This is a genomic window from Gordonia westfalica, assembly GCF_900105725.1.
GTDB lineage: Bacteria > Actinomycetota > Actinomycetes > Mycobacteriales > Mycobacteriaceae > Gordonia > Gordonia westfalica.
The window spans coordinates 287,884-302,619 of the sequence record NZ_FNLM01000036.1 but is presented as its reverse complement, the minus strand read 5'-3'; the positions used below and the strand labels follow the sequence as shown (position 1 = coordinate 302,619).

Genomic DNA, 14,736 nt, shown 5'->3' with positions numbered 1-14,736 from the left:
CCGGCTCGCATTCACTAGGAGAAGGCCATGACCCATCGGCCGTCACAGCCCCGGACCGACAGCCCGCGATATCTGACCGAGGACCGGATCGCCATCCGCGACCTCGCCCGCGACTTCGCCATGAAGCAGGTCCTGCCGGTCGCCAACGAGCTCGACCCAGTCCAGGGAACCATCCCCGACACCCTCAAGAAGGCGATGGCCGAGGTCGGGTTCTTCGGCATCATGATCCCCGAGGAGCACGGCGGCCTCGGACTCGGCGTCTTCGAGTACTGCCTTGTCGCCGAGGAGCTCTCGCGTGCATGGATGAGTGTGTCGGGACTGCTGGCACGCGGCAACGGCATGGGCGGCGGCTTCACCCCCGAGCAGGAGGCCGCGCTGCTGCCACGCGTGGCACGTGGCGAGTACCTCGGCGCCTATGCGCTCTCCGAGGCCGAGGCGGGCTCCGACGTCGCAAACATCTCCTGCCGCGCGACGCGTGACGGCGACGACTGGGTCGTCAACGGCACCAAGATGTGGTGCACCTACGCCGACGAGGCCGACTACCTTGTGCTGTTCGCCCGCACCGACCCGAACAAGGACCCGGCCAAGCCGCACCGCGGCATCAGCGCCTTCCTCGTCGAGAAGGAACGCGGCGTCTTCCCCGAGGGCATCTCCGGCACCAAGGTCCGCAAGATCGGCTACTTCGGCTGGAGCACCTGGGAACTGTCCTTCGACAACTTCCGCATCCCCGCCGATCGCATGCTCGGCGAGCAGGGCAAAGGCTTCTACCTGGCGGTCAGCGGGCTCGAGGTCGGTCGCGCGCACACGGCCGCCCGGGCGATCGGCCTGGCCCGCGCCGCGCTCGAGGACTCGATCGCCTACATGCACACCCGTAAGCAGTTCGGCCACGAGCTCGCGGACTTCCAACACCTGCGTTTCAAGATCGCCAAGATGGCCGCGGACATCGAGGCGGCCCGCCAGCTGATGTACTCGGTGGCCACCGACATCGACACCGGCCGGCGGTGTTCGCTCGAGGCGTCGATGTGCAAGCTCGTCGCCACCGAGATGGCCGAACACGTGACGAGCGAGGCCGTCCAGATCCACGGCGGCGCCGGGTACACCACGGACTTCCAGGTCGAACGGCATTGGCGCGACGCACGTCTCACCAAGATCTTCGAGGGCACCAGCGAGATCCAGATGCGCATCATCTCCGACGAGTTGCTGGGTAGGGCCGGGTCATGACCACGGTGATCGCGTCGCACCGAGTGGGCGTCCGGACCTCCAGCGGCACCCACCTCGCCACCGACGTGTTGGAACGTCACGGACTCCGCATCCCTTCTCGTTCACAGTCGTTCGGGATGGTGCTGGCGGAGTGGCTGGCCGATCCGATCCCGGCCGCCGCACGGGCCGGTGTCACCTGGTCGGCCGCAGAGCCGATCACCGAGTCGGACCGTATCCAGGCCACGACCGTCGTGACCCGCGTCGGCCCCGACGGCATCGATCGGGAGATCCGTCTCCTCGACGACACCGGGCGGGTCCGCGAATGCGGAACAGAGACCTGGCGTACCGAGGTCCGTCCCGAAGTTGTTCCTTCTCTTGACTTCTGCTCGGTCGAGTGGGGTGAGCAACTGCGTGGACGGTTGCATTCCGACGCCGCGTTCACCTCGTCGGTCTCCACTTGGGACGGCACCGTCGGACTGCGATGCGGTGACCGTGAAGTGCACCTGCGCATCTACAAGGGTCAGGTCATCGATGTCACGCGGCGAGCCCTGCTGGGTGCCACGTTCACCTTCGAGGCCGCCCCCGCCACCTGGGTGGATCTGATGCTGTCCGACACCGACGACTTCATGCGTCGCGCGCTCCGCGGTGAGTTCTCCTCCGCCGGAAACGGTTACGAATACCTTCGACTCACCAAACCGCTGCACGCGATCATCATGAACGCGCGGGCGATGGCGCGGGAGGTGCACTCATGATCGAGGCACGTTACCTCGAGATCCAGGGCGCCCTGGCGTTCGTCGAGATCGTCACCCCAGACCCAACCACGCCGGGGCAACGCATCGTCGACATCCCGACGGTGCTGTGCATCCACACCGCAGGTCAGAGCGGCGTCCAATGGCGCCGTGCCGCACAGGGCATCGCCGACCGCGGCTACCGGGTCATCGTCCCGGACCTGCCGGGTCACGGCCGTTCCGAACCCTGCTCGACCGGGCCGATCACCAGCCTCGTCGACTACGCCGACTGGCTGACGGCCGTTCTACGGCTCCTGGACATCGAGAAGCCCTACGTCATCGGGTGTTCCATCGGCGGCAAGCTCACGCTCGAGCTGGCGACGCGGCCCGAGTACCCCCTCGCCGGGGCCGTCGCGATGGCCGCCGAGACCGGACCGGGGCGGGTCAAGATCGCCGGTCTGCGACGCGAACTCGAAGATGTCGCCGGACCGGCCCGCGCCGACCGCACGTACCTCGGCAGCCTGGCCTCGGTCGGACGCTCGGTCCCGGCCGCGCAGGCACATCTCATCGGCCTCATGCACAAACGCGAGGACCCGGAGATCTCGTCGTCGGACCTCATCGGCTGGGGCAGCCACGACGTCCGCGACCGGCTCACCGACCTCACCTGTGGGCTGCATCTGATCTGCGGCGCCGACGACCCGTGGATCAGCGTCGACGCCGTCCGTCGCGCCGCCGACGAGATCAACGAACTCGACGGTCCGCGTGCGCAGTTCACCGAGCTGGCCGGGTACGGCCACTACCCGATGGAGGAGCTCCCCGACTTCGGGTCACGCGCCGACGCCTGGCTGCGATCCCTGCCGGCCGGCACCCGCACCCCGGAGGTCGTGTCATGACCGTCACCACCCATCCCACCCTCGCCGGGATGCTCGCCGATCTCGTCCGCCGGTCCCCGGACAGCCCCATCGCGATGGATGTCGCCGCCGGCGAGGTCATGGCCCGGACGCGATCCGAGCTCGCGCGACGGGTCGACCAACTGCGAGAAGAGCTGTCGGACATCGGTGTCCGCCGGGGTCAGTCCCTGGCGGTGTATCTGCCCAACTGGTCCGACGCACTCGTCTGGCAGTTCGCCGCGTCGGCCCTCGGTGCGCACGTCATCGGGGTGAACACCCGGTACAACGTCGGAGAGGTCGCCCACATCCTGACCTCGGCGCGACCGGCGGTGGTCGCCGTCCCCGCACAATTCCACGGACTCGACATCTTCGGCACGCTGCGCGATGCCATTGCGGTTGCCGATCCCGTCCCGGCGATCGCGGTCGTTCCCGGACCGTCGAACACACAAGCCACCCCGGCCGATTTCGATCTCGGCGCAGGCGCCTGGATCGCCGGAAGCGGCGACACCACCGGTGTTCACGCACCCGAGACGCCGTCGACGGCGGCGTGGACACCCGCCGGCGTCCGGGCCACGGACACCGGCGAACTCGCGGTCGCGTTCACCACGTCGGGCTCCACCGGCACACCGAAACTGGCCGCACACCGGGATTCGGCGGTCGTCCGGCATGCGCAGGCCGACGCCGCCATCATGGGCGTCCGCGAAGGTGACGTCATCCTCGGCGTCCTCCCCGTGTCGGGGGTCTTCGGATTCAGCACGGCCATGGCCGGCCTCGCGGGTGGCGCCGCCATCCTGATGGAGCCCGTCTTCGACGCCGCGGCCACCCTCGACCGGGTCGAGTCGCAGCGCGTCACCCACATCGTCGGCGGTGACGACCTGTTCGGGCGCCTGTACGACACCTGGCACGAGGGGCGACGAACCGATCTGAGATCGTTGCGCTGGCTCGGTATCGCGGACTTCCTCGGCCGATCCCACGACATCGCCCGATGGGCAAGCGACGAGGCCGGGGCCCAGACGACCGGCGTCTTCGGCTCGTCGGAGGTCTTCGCGCTCGCCCTCCTCTGGTCATCCGACGACCCGGAATCGGTGCGCTGGAACGGCGGTGGCCGTCCGGTCGAATCGGCCATCGACGTACGGGTCGCCGACCCGTTCGACGACCGCATCCTCGGCACCGACGAGGAGGGTGAACTGCAGTTCCGCGGCCCCAACGTCGTCGACGCATATCTCGGGAACCCGGACGCCGCCGCGCGCGCGTTCACCGCTGACGGCTGGTTCCGAAGCGGCGATCTCGCGCGCGCACTCGACACCGGCGGCTTCCGCTACGTGTGCCGCATGGGAGATGTGTTGCGCCTGCGCGGTTTTCTCGTCGACCCCGCCGAGATCGAACATCGTCTCGCCGAACACCAGAACGTGCAGACCGCGAAGGTCGTGGGGATCACTGGTTCGGGTGGATACACCGAGGCCGTCGCCTTCGTCGTGCCGGTCGACGCCGACTCCGACCTCGACGCTTCGGCATTGAAGAACTGGTGCCGGGACCGCCTGGCCGCGTTCAAGGTTCCCGCAGCGGTGCACGTGATCGAGGAGATGCCGACCACGGTCGGCGGCAACGGAACCAAGATCCGGGCCGTCGAGTTGCGTGACTGGGCGCAACGCTGGTCCGGCCAGGAAGTGGACTACCGCAAAGGAACACCCGAATGACCGTCAACACCACACCACCGGCAGCCGACGACGTCGTGATCTGCGAGCCACTCCGCACTCCGGTGGGTCGCTACGGAGGATCGTTCGTCGACGTCCCGGCCACCGACCTGGCCGCGACGGTGATCTCGGAGCTGGTGCGACGCACCGCGATCGATCCCGAGCGCATCGACGACGTCGTCTTCGGCCAGTGCTATCCGAACGGCGAGGCGCCGGCCATCGGCCGCGTCGCCGCACTCGACGCGGGGCTTCCCGTCACCGTGCCGGGCTCACAGCTCGACCGGCGGTGCGGCTCCGGCCTGCAGGCGGTTCTCGACGCCGCGATGCGCGTCCAGACCGGGGTGGCCGACCTGGTCATCGCCGGCGGCGTCGAATCCATGAGTCGCGCAGAGTATTACACCGAGTCGATGCGGTGGGGTGCCAAGGGTGCGCCTGCGGCGCTGCACGATCGGCTGGCCCGCGGCCGCGTCACCGCCGGGGGAAGAACCATCCGGTCCCCGGCGGGATGCTCGAGACCGCGGAGAACCTTCGGCGCGAGTACTCGATCCCGCGGCAGGAGCAGGACGAACTGGCCGTCGAATCGCATCGACGTGCCGTGGCCGCCATCGACAGCGGCAGGTTCGCGGAAGAGATAGTGCCGGTGTCGGTTCCGCAGCGCAAGGGCGACGACAAGGTCGTCGACCGCGACGAACACCCCCGCGCCGACACCACGCTGGAGTCGCTGGCCAGGCTGCGCCCGATCATGGGCAGGTCCGATCCGGACGCCACCGTCACCGCGGGCAATGCGAGCGGCCAGAACGACGGTGCCGCAGCATGCCTGGTGACCACCAGGGCGAACGCCGAACGCCTCGGACTCACACCGCTCGCCCGTCTGGTCACCTGGGCGGTCGCCGGGGTGGGGCCCGAGGTGATGGGCATCGGGCCCGTCCCCTCCACCGCCAAGGCACTCATCCGTGCGGGCCTCGAACTCTCCGACATCGACCTCATCGAGCTCAACGAGGCATTCGCGGCTCAGGCCCTGGCGGTCACCCGTGAGTGGAAGTTCTCCGACGCCGACTTCGATCGCACCAACGTCAACGGATCGGGCATCTCGCTGGGCCATCCGGTCGGCGCGACCGGCGTGCGGATCCTGACGACGCTGCTGCGTGAGCTGGACCGTCGCGAAGCTCGTTTCGGACTCGAGACCATGTGTATCGGTGGCGGCCAGGGACTGACCGCGATCTTCGAGCGGGTGTGACCGCCGCCTGAGTCCTCCGGTGCGACTAGGCCGGGGTGATGCCGAGGCGGGCCTGGGCGTCCCGGAACATGGCCACGACTGCCATCCGCACGTCGGTCCGGTCCTTGATGGGGCGGTCCCAGTCGAATCGCATCTCGACGACGCCCTCCGGGACCGTGACGTCGAAGATCGCCACCCGGTCGTCGAATCCGGTCATCACGGCCGCGGTCGCGTCCGGGCGATCTCCCAGCGCCTTGCAGATGACCAGCGAATCGTCGGCGTGGTCGCCGTTCATGTGGGCCAGAACGCCGGCGACCACCTCGTCGGCGAACGGTGAATTCGGCTCGTGACCAGGCATGTAGACCTCTGTTCGGTTCGTGCGGGTACTCAGTTGGTTCCGGGTGTTTGACGCCGGGCGTCGTGGGGCATACGCGTCGCGGAGGAATGCACCACCCCGACATTTCTCCGAGAGGCCCGCCGGGCGCCAAACCCCCTCGACGCCTGGCGGGCCGACTGCGGATCGTCTCATTCGGTGCGGTGTCATCCAGCGCGGGGCGCGAACCGCGCCACCCAGCCCTCGAAATGCTCGACGTCGCCGCCATGTGCCTCGAACCAGCCCCACGGTCCGCCCCGGTGACCGGTCAGGGCGTCGATGACGAGGTCGATCGCTTCCCGCGGCGTACGCAGGATCGGCGCATCGAGCGAAATTCCCTTCGGAACCCGATCGCGCTGCTTCAGGCGAGCCAGCACTCCGGCGATGTTCTCCTCGGTCCGCCGATAATCGGCCACGACCGCGGCTTCGTCGACCCCCGCGAGCAGTGCGGCGATCGCGACGATCACGCCGGTGCGGTCCTTCCCGGCCGCGCAGTGCACGAGGGTCGGACCGGTCGCGTCGAATGCGTTGAGAGCCGCCGTCAGCCGATCTCCGCCGGTCTGCAACATCGCGGTGTAGATGTCCGACAGCGCGGTGTCGGCGAGGCGGTCGATCCGGGCGCCCGACGACACCTGGCGGTTGACCAGCCGCACCTCGGCCGGCCAGGTCAGCCTCAAGGCACCGCGTTCGGACGGGTCGCGCAGATCCACCACGGTCGACGGCGGCCACGGCACCCCGACGGGGTCGTCGTCGTCCGCGTACGGGGCGTCGCTGCGGATCAGCACCCCGGGCGAGGTCGTACCACCGGAGACGAGCGGCAGCCCACCGAGATCGCGGATGTTCGCGAACGAACGCAAGACCCGATCGGTATCGCGCTCATCAGCAGTGGAGAAGGTCACTCCGGCCCCTATCGTCTCGCCCGGATCAGGTCCGCTTCACCGTACCCCGCTCCCGTACGGTGAAGCGATGACCGAGTACCACTCCTACGCGCCGACCGAGGGGCACCGACTCTCGCACGATCCCCTCAACGCGATCATCGCGCCGCGTCCGATCGGCTGGATCTCCACGGTGTCCGACGCCGGGGTGCGAAACCTCGCGCCCTACAGCTTCTTCAATCTCTTCAACTACTCCCCGCCGATCATCGGCTTCGCCAGCATCGGCTGGAAGGACACTGTCGCCAACGCGAAGTCGACCGGCGAGTTCGTGTGGAATCTCGCGACCGACGCACTCGGCGAGAAGATGAACGCCACCTCGGCTGCGATCCCGGCGGATGCCGACGAGTTCGACCACGCCGGCCTCACGGCACTCGACTCCGACGTCGTACGACCGCCCCGGGTCGCCCAGAGCCCGGTCAACTTCGAGTGCCTGGTCACCGAGGTCTTCCAACTACGTTCCGCCGCAGGAGAGTCCGTCGACACCTGGATGGTCCTCGGGGAGGTCGTCAAGGTGCACATCTCACCGGAACTCCTCGGCGACGACCTGACCTACGACACCGCCCGCGCCCAGGCGCTGCTGCGCGCCGGCGGCCGGGGAGACTACTTCCTCCCCAGCGACGACCACCATCGCTACATGGAGCGGCCGAAGCCGGCGACGCGCTAGGTTTCCAACAGCGCGGCACGCTCGATCGCTTCTGCGGTCGGCATCCCGGTCCGAGCCCCGATGTGACCGACCGACATCGAGGCCGCCGACACACCGCGCCTGGCGGCCACGACGAGGTCATCTCCCGCGGCCAACGAGGCCGCGAGCACGCCGTTGAAGGTGTCGCCGGCGCCGGTCGTGTCGACCACCGTCTCGACCGGGCCGGCCGGCACACTCGTCGCGCCCCCGGCCGGGTCGACGACCAGTACTCCATCGGCGCCGAGCGTGACGATGACGGTCACTTCGAGACCCTCGGCAAGTGCAATCGCCATCTCGGTCTCGGTCAGGCTGCCGTGGTCGGCACCTGCCGACGGAGTCCGCGCGTACAGGTCGCGCAGTTCCGAGGAGTTCGGGGTGAGGATGTCCGGGATCGAGAGCACCTCGACGAGCTCGTCGAGGACCGGGGCCGGATTCACGACACACGGGATGCGTTTATCTGCAGCAGCTTTCACCGCTGCTACAACTGCACGAGGGGTTATCTCCGTGCTGATGAGCACGCAGCCGGCGCCCCAGTCCGCCGCGCGGGAGACAGCAACGCGCACACGGTCCGGGTCGACGCGCGCATTCGCGCCCGATCCCACCGCGATCTGATTCTCGCCGGACGGATCCACCACGATCAGCGCCGCACCGGTGGAGACTCCGGCGACCCGAGCGACCTCCGCGATATCGACGCCTTCGTCCGAAAGCTCCGCGAGAGCTGCCGCTCCCATCTCGTCGTCACCGACCGCACCGCAGTATCGGACAGCCGCCCCGGCGCGTGCCGCCGCGACAGCGGCGTTCGCCCCCTTGCCACCTCCGTGACTGGCCACGTCCGGCCCGACGACGGTCTCGCCAGGCTGCGGAAGCCGATCGGCACTCACGACGAGGTCGACGTTCACCGCGCCCACCACGAGTACTTTCGCGCTCCCGGGATCGGACATGGCGCTCCTCGAGACGTACCAACAGGTGCTCTCGATTGTGGCATGTTCAGAACGGCGCGGGTCCGTCGGTCTGCTCGCGTAGTTCGCGTTCGCGCTGGTTGCGGGCACGTTCGGCTCGCCGCCGGGCGTGTTTCGCGGCGGTTCGGTTGGTCGGTGGCGGGGTGTCGTCACCGGTGATGACTCGCGGTGTCGGTGGGGCCTGGGCGGGTTGTTCGAATCGGATGCGACGCAGGTTCGGGAACAGGTCTTCCAGGGTTTCGGCGTCGCCGCGGATGCGGTAGCCCTCGGGGGTGACGTATTCGGTGACCAGGCGGCCGTCCTCGTCGCGGTATTGGACGTCGACCCAGTCGCCGAAGGTCTTGCAGATGCCCGAACCGACACTTGGCGTTCAGGTTCTCACTCGAGGTCAACCCAGCGTCACCGAGCGTCACCTGTATACCCAAGTTACCTCTATGGACCGGCGGGTTCCGACCGGCCCCGGCCGGTCACGACGAGGTCGACGCACCCCGCTTCGGGAGCACCCAACCGGCCCGCGGGAAGTGGCAGGTGTACCCGTTCGGGTAGTTGAGCAGGTAGTCCTGGTGCTCGGGTTCGGCCTCCCAGAACGGACCCGCGGGTTCGATGGTCGTGACGGCCCCGCCCGGCCACAGTCCCGATGCGTTCACATCGGCGATCGTGTCCCGAGCGACTTGCTCCTGCTCCGGGCTCAGCGGGAAGATCGCCGAACGATAGCTCGTCCCGACATCATTGCCCTGACGGTCCCGCGTCGTCGGATCGTGAATCTGGAAGAAGAACGCCAGGATGTCCCGGTACGTCGTCTGCGCCGGGTCGAAGACGATCTCGACGGCCTCCGCATGTCCGGGATGGTTGCGGTAGGTGGCGTGGTCGTTTTGTCCGCCCGTATAGCCGACGCGGGTGTCGAGGACACCCGGCTGCTTACGGATCAGGTCTTCCATCCCCCAGAAGCATCCGCCGGCGAGGACCGCGGTCTCGGTGCCGGGGCGGACGGTGATCTGGCCGGTGTCGATGGTCATGCGGTCTCCTCGTCGGTGTGGGTTGTGGTGTTCGGGGTGTCGCCGAACAGTGCTGCGTACTCGCCGTAGCCCTCGGCGTCGAGGTCTCGAACCGGGATGAACCGCAGTGCAGCCGAGTTCATGCAGAAGCGCTGCCCGCCGGCGTCTCGCGGCCCGTCGTCGAAGACGTGGCCGAGGTGGCTGTCGGCACCCGACGAACGCACTTCGGTGCGTCGCATCCACAGGGTTCGGTCGGACTTGGTGGTCACCGCGGCGGCGTCGATGGGCCTGGTGAAGCTAGGCCATCCGGTGCCGCTGTCGTACTTGTCGGTGGACGAGAACAGCGGCTGCCCGGAGACGACGTCGACGTAGATGCCGGGCTCGTGGTTGTCCCAGTACTCGTTGTCGAAGGCGCGTTCGGTGCCGTCGCGCTGGGTGACGCGGAACTGCGCGTCGGTGAGGCGGTTCAAGGCCTCGGGGGTCTTGCGGTATTCGTTGCTCACGATTCCTCCTGTCGACGCCGGCGCTCGTCGATCTGACCGGGCTTTTCGGCGTCATCGTGCACAACACCTGGGGGTCGCGATTTGGTCCCGCGGTCTGCTCGCCTTCACTTTTCGGACAATTCAGGCTGGTGAACCCGCGATCCGGTGCGGGTCTACCCTGAATCCCGCCCACGAACCGCCGGCGGTCAGGAGTTCCCCACGTGACGATCGAGCAAGGCGCCGAACCGGGCGTCGACGAGGGATACGAGCGCGGACTCACCGCGCGCACGGTCCAGATGATCGCCATCGGCGGCGCGATCGGCACCGGCCTCTTCTACGGGTCGGGCGGTGCCATCGAGAAGGCGGGACCGGCGCTCATCCTGGCCTACGCCCTCGCCGGACTCGCGATCTTCATCGTCATGCGCGCGCTGGGCGAGTTGCTGATCTACCGCCCGGTCTCGGGTGGCATCAGCGAATACGCCGACGAATTCCTCGGACGCTTCGCCGGGTTCAGCCAGGGCTGGACGTACTGGGCCGTCTGGACCACCACGTGCATGGCCGAGATCACGGTCGCCGGCAAGTACATCAACTACTGGTGGCCGTCGATCCCCGTCTGGGTGACCGCGCTGGTCGCACTGGTCATCCTGTTCGCCGCCAACCTCATCTCCGTCGGGCTGTTCGGCAAGGCCGAGTTCTGGTTCTCGACGATCAAGGTGACCGCGATCCTCGGCATGATCGTCGTCGGCATCGGCGTGCTGCTCCCCATCTCCGGTTTCGGTCCCGAAGTCGGACCGTCGGTCTCGAACCTGTGGAACGAGGGCGGGTTCTTCGCCACCGGCTTCAGCAACGCACTGCTCAGCCTGCAGATCGTCATGTTCGCCTACGTCGGTGTCGAGCTCGTCGGCGTCACCGCGGGCGAGGCCGAGAATCCGCGCGTCACGCTGCGCAAGGCGATCAACTCGGTGCCGTTCCGCATCGGCATCTTCTACGTCGGCGCCCTGTTCGTGATCCTGTCGGTGCGCAGCTGGAAGGACTACCAGGAGGGCCAGAGCCCGTTCGTCTCGGTGTTCTCCTACATCGGCATCCCCGGGGCCGCGGGCATCGTCAACTTCATCCTGCTGACCGCCGCCCTGTCGTCGTGCAACTCGGGCATCTACTCCACCGGCCGCATGCTGCGGTCGCTGGCGCACACCGGTGACGCCCCGAAGCAGTTGACCAAGCTGTCGAGCCGCAAGGTCCCGGCCGCGGGCATCACCCTGAGCGCAGCCGTCATGGTCCTCGGTGTGGTGGTGAACGTTCTCGACCCCGAGCACGCCTTCGCCTACATCACCGCGGTGTCCACGGTCGGGATCATCGTGATCTGGTCGACGATCCTGCTCTGCCAGATGGCCTACCGACGTAAGGTCGCGCGCGGCGAACTGCCCGCCTCCGACTATCGCGTTCCGGGCGCGCCGGTCACCACATGGCTGGCGCTCGCCTTCCTCGCACTCGTCTTCGTGCTGCTGTTCTTCGACCAGGACGGCCGGATCGCGCTCCTCGTCGGCGCCGTGTGGTTCACCGGCGTCGGCGTCGGATATCTGGCATGGACCCGCAACGCCGGGGAGCTGGCCGACCGCGAGGTCTGACGATCAGCCGACGAACGAACCCGGATCAGATGGACGGGCGGCCCCGACGGAAATGTCCGTCGGGGCCGCCCGGGTTCGGGGGCGCCGAGTCCGGTCAGAGAAGAGTGACCGTGCCGGAGGTGCCGTCGACCTCGACCATGGCTCCGTCAGTGATCCGCCGGGTGGCTTCGGTGGCCGACACGACGCAGGGGATTCCCAGTTCACGGCTGACGATCGCCGCGTGCGAGAAGGGCGCACCCACGTCGACTACGACCGCAGCGGCGGCGACGAACAACGGCGTCCAAGACGGATCGGTGATCGGCGCGACGAGGATGTCACCCGGCTCGAGGGCCGAGGGGTCGTCGGGATTCGTGAGAACCCGGGCACGGCCGCGTGCAACGCCTCCGCAGGCCGGGACGCCGGTGATGGTGTCACCGCTGGATGCAGTTGCGACACTCGATTCCGACCGCAGCGGCCATTCACTGATCGGCGGCGGGGTCCCGTCGACGACGAACGGTGGTGTGCGGTCGAAGAGTTCGAGGTAGACCTTCTCCCGCTCCACGAGGGTCTCCCGGTAGGACTCCGGGTTGACGAGGAAGTCCGGCAGTTCATCGGCGAACACCATGAAGATCTGGCGGGACGTGTCGATCGCGCCCTTGTCCGCGAAGCGACGACCGAGTTCGAGAGCCGGTAGACGGAGCTCGTGGATGAGCATGGCAGCGGTGGTTCGGCCTCGTTCGCGGCCTCGCATCCACAACGCGGACGCATTGAGAACCGCCTCGAACTGCGCGGAGGCTTCCGCGTCGGCGGCCAGGATCTCGCGGATCGCCGCTGCTGCAGCATCGCGTTGCGCGGCGCGCTCGGCGGACTTCGCCTCCGGCGCTTCGTCATCCGAGACATCGCGCATTCGATCGATGGTTGCAAGGGCCAGGTCCGGGTCGACACCCCAGGTGATGGCTCGGATCTCCCACTCGGCGGGGCCACGGAAATCCCAGTCGGCGAGGAACGTGTCGAGCTCGGCGGTGAACTCCGCGACCGCGGCCGACTCGGAAGCCCTGAGCTTCGCGTAGAGGCCCTTGGTGCCTGCGTCGAACAGAGCCGCGACGTCCGGATGCTGAGCCCGACGGCTGAGATCCCACATACGCAGCGAGGGGCCGGCGGAATCGACGTTGCCGAGTCCCGCGACGAGGGTGAGGGACTGTTCCGGCTTACCGACCGCCTCGGCCAGCTGTGCGATGGCACCGAGCCCGACACCGGACTTCAGGCTCGCCTCGATGTGATGCTTGAAGAGTCGACGCAAGAGGGTCTCGAACGACTTCATCCGCTCGACCAGCTCGGCGTCGGACAGCGTGCTCATGTCCGGCCGATTTCGACGGATCTCGTCGACCTCGTCGCGATCGGCGTCGTAGGCGGCGAGGTCGGTCGCGCCGAGAACCTGCTCGGCGAGCCACGCGCCGGCCTTGGCCTCGTACTCGGGGCTCTGGTCGAAGTCCCGCTTCTCACTCTCGTAGCTCGGGATGCCCGGCATGTCGCCGAAGTACTGCAGGTCGACCGCCTCGGCACCCATGCCCGGTACCCGCACACCGAACAGGCGCATCAGGGACATGTTGATGTAGAGGTAGCTCCCGAAGGCCGGAAGGATGTTGAAGTCGACCGAGTCGTCGTAGAGGTCGTCGTCCCACACCCCGCACGCGATGAACGCATCGCGCCATCCGGGTTCGAGAGTGTGCTGGAACCCGAGGGAAGCGTTCAGCGGGGTGATCGGGTCCGGGAAGATCTCACCGACATTGGCGCGGGAGTACAGCGGGAAAACTTTCGAGGTCTCGTTCGAGATCGGCCAGGCAGTCATGTGTCCGGGCGTCCTTCCGTTTCGTCTTGGGCCAGCGGCCGAATCCTCGAACCGCTTCCGGCATCGCACCGCCGACTTGGCGGTTAGCGAACGCTGTGTCACATTATTCTGTGACACCACTCACGTTGTCAACCACTCGTGACTGCTTGTCGCCCGTCTAAACACGCGATTTCGTCCGTCCACTCCGTCCCTACTGGACACAGATGTGATGAGTGAGTCACTATTTACGGCAGGCACGCCGGCGATGACAGGCTGCCGAGAGGAGAAGTCTGATGCGAGTGCTGGTCACCAACGACGACGGATACGACGCCGATGGGTTGATCGCGGTCGCGTCGGCGCTCATCACGGCGGGACACGAGGTGGTCGTCGGCGCACCTAGTTCAGAGCGCAGCGGCAGTGGCAGTTCGTTGGGCACCATCGAGGACGGCGCGCTGATTCCCACGACCGAGCACCGGCTCGCCGAACTCGGTGACACCCCGGTGTTCGCGTTGGACTGTCCGCCGGCATTGACGACGATCGCGTTCTGCTCGGGCGCGTTCGGACCGCCGCCTGAGCTCGTGGTCAGCGGCATCAACGAGGGCCACAACACCGGACGCTCGATCCTGTTCTCGAGCACGGTCGGGGCCGTCCTCGCCGCGCGCGTGGCCGGAGTCGGGGGCATCGCGGTCAGTTGCGGCTTCGCCCCGCGTAGCCGTTACGACACCGCCGCGGCGGTGACCGAGCGCATCGTCGGGTGGATCGCCGATTCCAACGCCCCGCGAATGACGTTGAACGTCAATGTTCCTGACGTCGACTTCGCCGATCTCCGTGGTATCCGGATGACCTCGCTCGCCGCCAGGAGCATGTTCTCCCTTCGACTCTCACGCACCGAGAACGCACTGCTGATCAACCGGGTGCTGCGAGATGCCGGCTTCCGCGAGGGCACCGACAGTGCCGCCGTGGCCGACGGATTCGTCTCGGTGTCGGCGTTGCGCGGAGTCGACGCGGACACCGAGCCCCTTCGCGACGCGGACGCAGCAGAGCGATTGGACGACGCACTGGGTCTGACGCGACTCGCCTGACAGCGCCGAGCAAACCTGTACACCGGTTGAGCCGCCCGTCACCAGGTGACGGGCGGCTCAATCGATAT

General features: G+C 67.7%; 13 protein-coding genes and 2 pseudogenes. 8 read left to right on the top strand and 7 right to left on the bottom strand.

Going from position 1 to position 14,736, the window contains the following annotated elements:
- Positions 1-27: 27 nt before the first annotated feature.
- The 5 genes and pseudogenes from BLU62_RS27735 to BLU62_RS27715 all read left to right on the top strand — a co-directional run bounded on the left by BLU62_RS27735 (position 28) and on the right by BLU62_RS27715 (position 5,749).
- Positions 28-1,221 carry an acyl-CoA dehydrogenase family protein gene (locus tag BLU62_RS27735; protein WP_074853623.1) on the top strand — a complete coding sequence of 398 codons (1,194 nt, stop codon included), beginning with the start codon at positions 28-30 and terminating at the stop codon, positions 1,219-1,221.
- Entirely contained in the window at positions 1,218-1,952 is a 735-nt protein-coding gene (locus BLU62_RS27730; RefSeq protein ID WP_074853621.1) for a hypothetical protein, read from the top strand. The genes BLU62_RS27735 and BLU62_RS27730 overlap by 4 nt, the downstream gene beginning before the upstream one ends.
- Positions 1,949-2,821, top strand: a complete 873-nt coding sequence (locus BLU62_RS27725; protein WP_074853619.1) for an alpha/beta fold hydrolase — start codon at positions 1,949-1,951, stop codon at positions 2,819-2,821. The genes BLU62_RS27730 and BLU62_RS27725 overlap by 4 nt, the downstream gene beginning before the upstream one ends.
- A complete protein-coding gene (locus BLU62_RS27720) occupies positions 2,818-4,515 on the top strand; it encodes an AMP-binding protein (RefSeq protein WP_074853618.1) in 1,698 nt (565 codons plus the stop codon). The genes BLU62_RS27725 and BLU62_RS27720 overlap by 4 nt, the downstream gene beginning before the upstream one ends.
- Positions 4,512-5,749: pseudogene (locus BLU62_RS27715) on the top strand (acetyl-CoA C-acetyltransferase). Before BLU62_RS27720 ends, BLU62_RS27715 begins: the two are co-directional and overlap by 4 nt.
- A gap of 25 nt (positions 5,750-5,774) precedes the next feature.
- Here the strand turns inward: BLU62_RS27715 and BLU62_RS27710 are convergent.
- Together BLU62_RS27710 and BLU62_RS27705 are read right to left on the bottom strand one after the other, a co-directional pair.
- A complete protein-coding gene (locus tag BLU62_RS27710) occupies positions 5,775-6,086 on the bottom strand; it encodes a DUF2470 domain-containing protein (RefSeq protein WP_074853616.1) in 312 nt (103 codons plus the stop codon).
- A gap of 182 nt (positions 6,087-6,268) precedes the next feature.
- On the bottom strand, positions 6,269-7,000 hold the full coding sequence (locus BLU62_RS27705; protein ID WP_074853615.1) for a tyrosine-protein phosphatase: 732 nt from the start codon (positions 6,998-7,000) through the stop codon (positions 6,269-6,271).
- 67 nt (positions 7,001-7,067) lie between these two features.
- Here BLU62_RS27705 and BLU62_RS27700 point away from each other — a divergent pair, with 67 nt between their 5' ends.
- Positions 7,068-7,700, top strand: coding sequence for a flavin reductase family protein (locus BLU62_RS27700; RefSeq protein WP_074854286.1), 633 nt, complete (start codon positions 7,068-7,070; stop codon positions 7,698-7,700).
- Here the strand turns inward: BLU62_RS27700 and BLU62_RS27695 are convergent.
- From BLU62_RS27695 to msrB, 4 genes and pseudogenes are all read right to left on the bottom strand, one after another.
- Positions 7,697-8,659 carry a PfkB family carbohydrate kinase gene (locus tag BLU62_RS27695; RefSeq protein ID WP_074853613.1) on the bottom strand — a complete coding sequence of 321 codons (963 nt, stop codon included), beginning with the start codon at positions 8,657-8,659 and terminating at the stop codon, positions 7,697-7,699. The two genes, BLU62_RS27700 and BLU62_RS27695, sit on opposite strands and share 4 nt — an antisense overlap.
- A gap of 46 nt (positions 8,660-8,705) precedes the next feature.
- Positions 8,706-9,072, bottom strand: a pseudogene (locus tag BLU62_RS34110) (HNH endonuclease); the annotation flags it as partial.
- A 72-nt stretch (positions 9,073-9,144) separates the two neighbouring features.
- The gene (msrA, locus tag BLU62_RS27690) at positions 9,145-9,693 is read right to left on the bottom strand and encodes a peptide-methionine (S)-S-oxide reductase MsrA (protein WP_074853612.1); all 549 of its coding nucleotides are present in this window, start codon (positions 9,691-9,693) and stop codon (positions 9,145-9,147) included.
- Positions 9,690-10,175 carry a peptide-methionine (R)-S-oxide reductase MsrB gene (gene msrB / locus BLU62_RS27685; RefSeq protein ID WP_074853611.1) on the bottom strand — a complete coding sequence of 162 codons (486 nt, stop codon included), beginning with the start codon at positions 10,173-10,175 and terminating at the stop codon, positions 9,690-9,692. Before msrB ends, msrA begins: the two co-directional genes overlap by 4 nt.
- Positions 10,176-10,375: 200 nt before the next feature.
- Here msrB and BLU62_RS27680 point away from each other — a divergent pair, with 200 nt between their 5' ends.
- The gene (locus tag BLU62_RS27680; RefSeq protein WP_074853609.1) at positions 10,376-11,779 is read left to right on the top strand and encodes an amino acid permease; all 1,404 of its coding nucleotides are present in this window, start codon (positions 10,376-10,378) and stop codon (positions 11,777-11,779) included.
- 94 nt (positions 11,780-11,873) lie between these two features.
- Here the strand turns inward: BLU62_RS27680 and BLU62_RS27675 are convergent, their stop codons facing one another.
- Positions 11,874-13,607 carry a PEP-utilizing enzyme gene (locus tag BLU62_RS27675; RefSeq protein ID WP_074853607.1) on the bottom strand — a complete coding sequence of 578 codons (1,734 nt, stop codon included), beginning with the start codon at positions 13,605-13,607 and terminating at the stop codon, positions 11,874-11,876.
- Between the two features lie 272 nt (positions 13,608-13,879).
- Between BLU62_RS27675 and surE the strand changes: the two genes are divergently transcribed.
- Positions 13,880-14,668 (top strand): 5'/3'-nucleotidase SurE, encoded by a 789-nt coding sequence (surE, locus tag BLU62_RS27670; protein WP_005197963.1) that lies wholly within the window; start codon positions 13,880-13,882, stop codon positions 14,666-14,668.
- Positions 14,669-14,736: the final 68 nt, after the last annotated feature.

Bases quoted from the DNA above. Each gene is read 5' to 3' on its own strand.
- msrA (WP_074853612.1), bottom strand. From the start codon at position 9,693: ATGACCATCGACACCGGCCAGATCACCGTCCGCCCCGGCACCGAGACC.
- BLU62_RS27735 (WP_074853623.1), top strand. From the start codon at position 28: ATGACCCATCGGCCGTCACAGCCCCGGACCGACAGCCCGCGATATCTG.
- BLU62_RS27700 (WP_074854286.1), top strand. From the start codon at position 7,068: ATGACCGAGTACCACTCCTACGCGCCGACCGAGGGGCACCGACTCTCG.
- BLU62_RS27710 (WP_074853616.1), bottom strand. From the start codon at position 6,086: ATGCCTGGTCACGAGCCGAATTCACCGTTCGCCGACGAGGTGGTCGCC.
- BLU62_RS27675 (WP_074853607.1), bottom strand. From the start codon at position 13,607: ATGACTGCCTGGCCGATCTCGAACGAGACCTCGAAAGTTTTCCCGCTG.
- BLU62_RS27720 (WP_074853618.1), top strand. From the start codon at position 2,818: ATGACCGTCACCACCCATCCCACCCTCGCCGGGATGCTCGCCGATCTC.
- BLU62_RS27730 (WP_074853621.1), top strand. From the start codon at position 1,218: ATGACCACGGTGATCGCGTCGCACCGAGTGGGCGTCCGGACCTCCAGC.
- surE (WP_005197963.1), top strand. From the start codon at position 13,880: ATGCGAGTGCTGGTCACCAACGACGACGGATACGACGCCGATGGGTTG.
- BLU62_RS27725 (WP_074853619.1), top strand. From the start codon at position 1,949: ATGATCGAGGCACGTTACCTCGAGATCCAGGGCGCCCTGGCGTTCGTC.
- BLU62_RS27695 (WP_074853613.1), bottom strand. From the start codon at position 8,659: ATGTCCGATCCCGGGAGCGCGAAAGTACTCGTGGTGGGCGCGGTGAAC.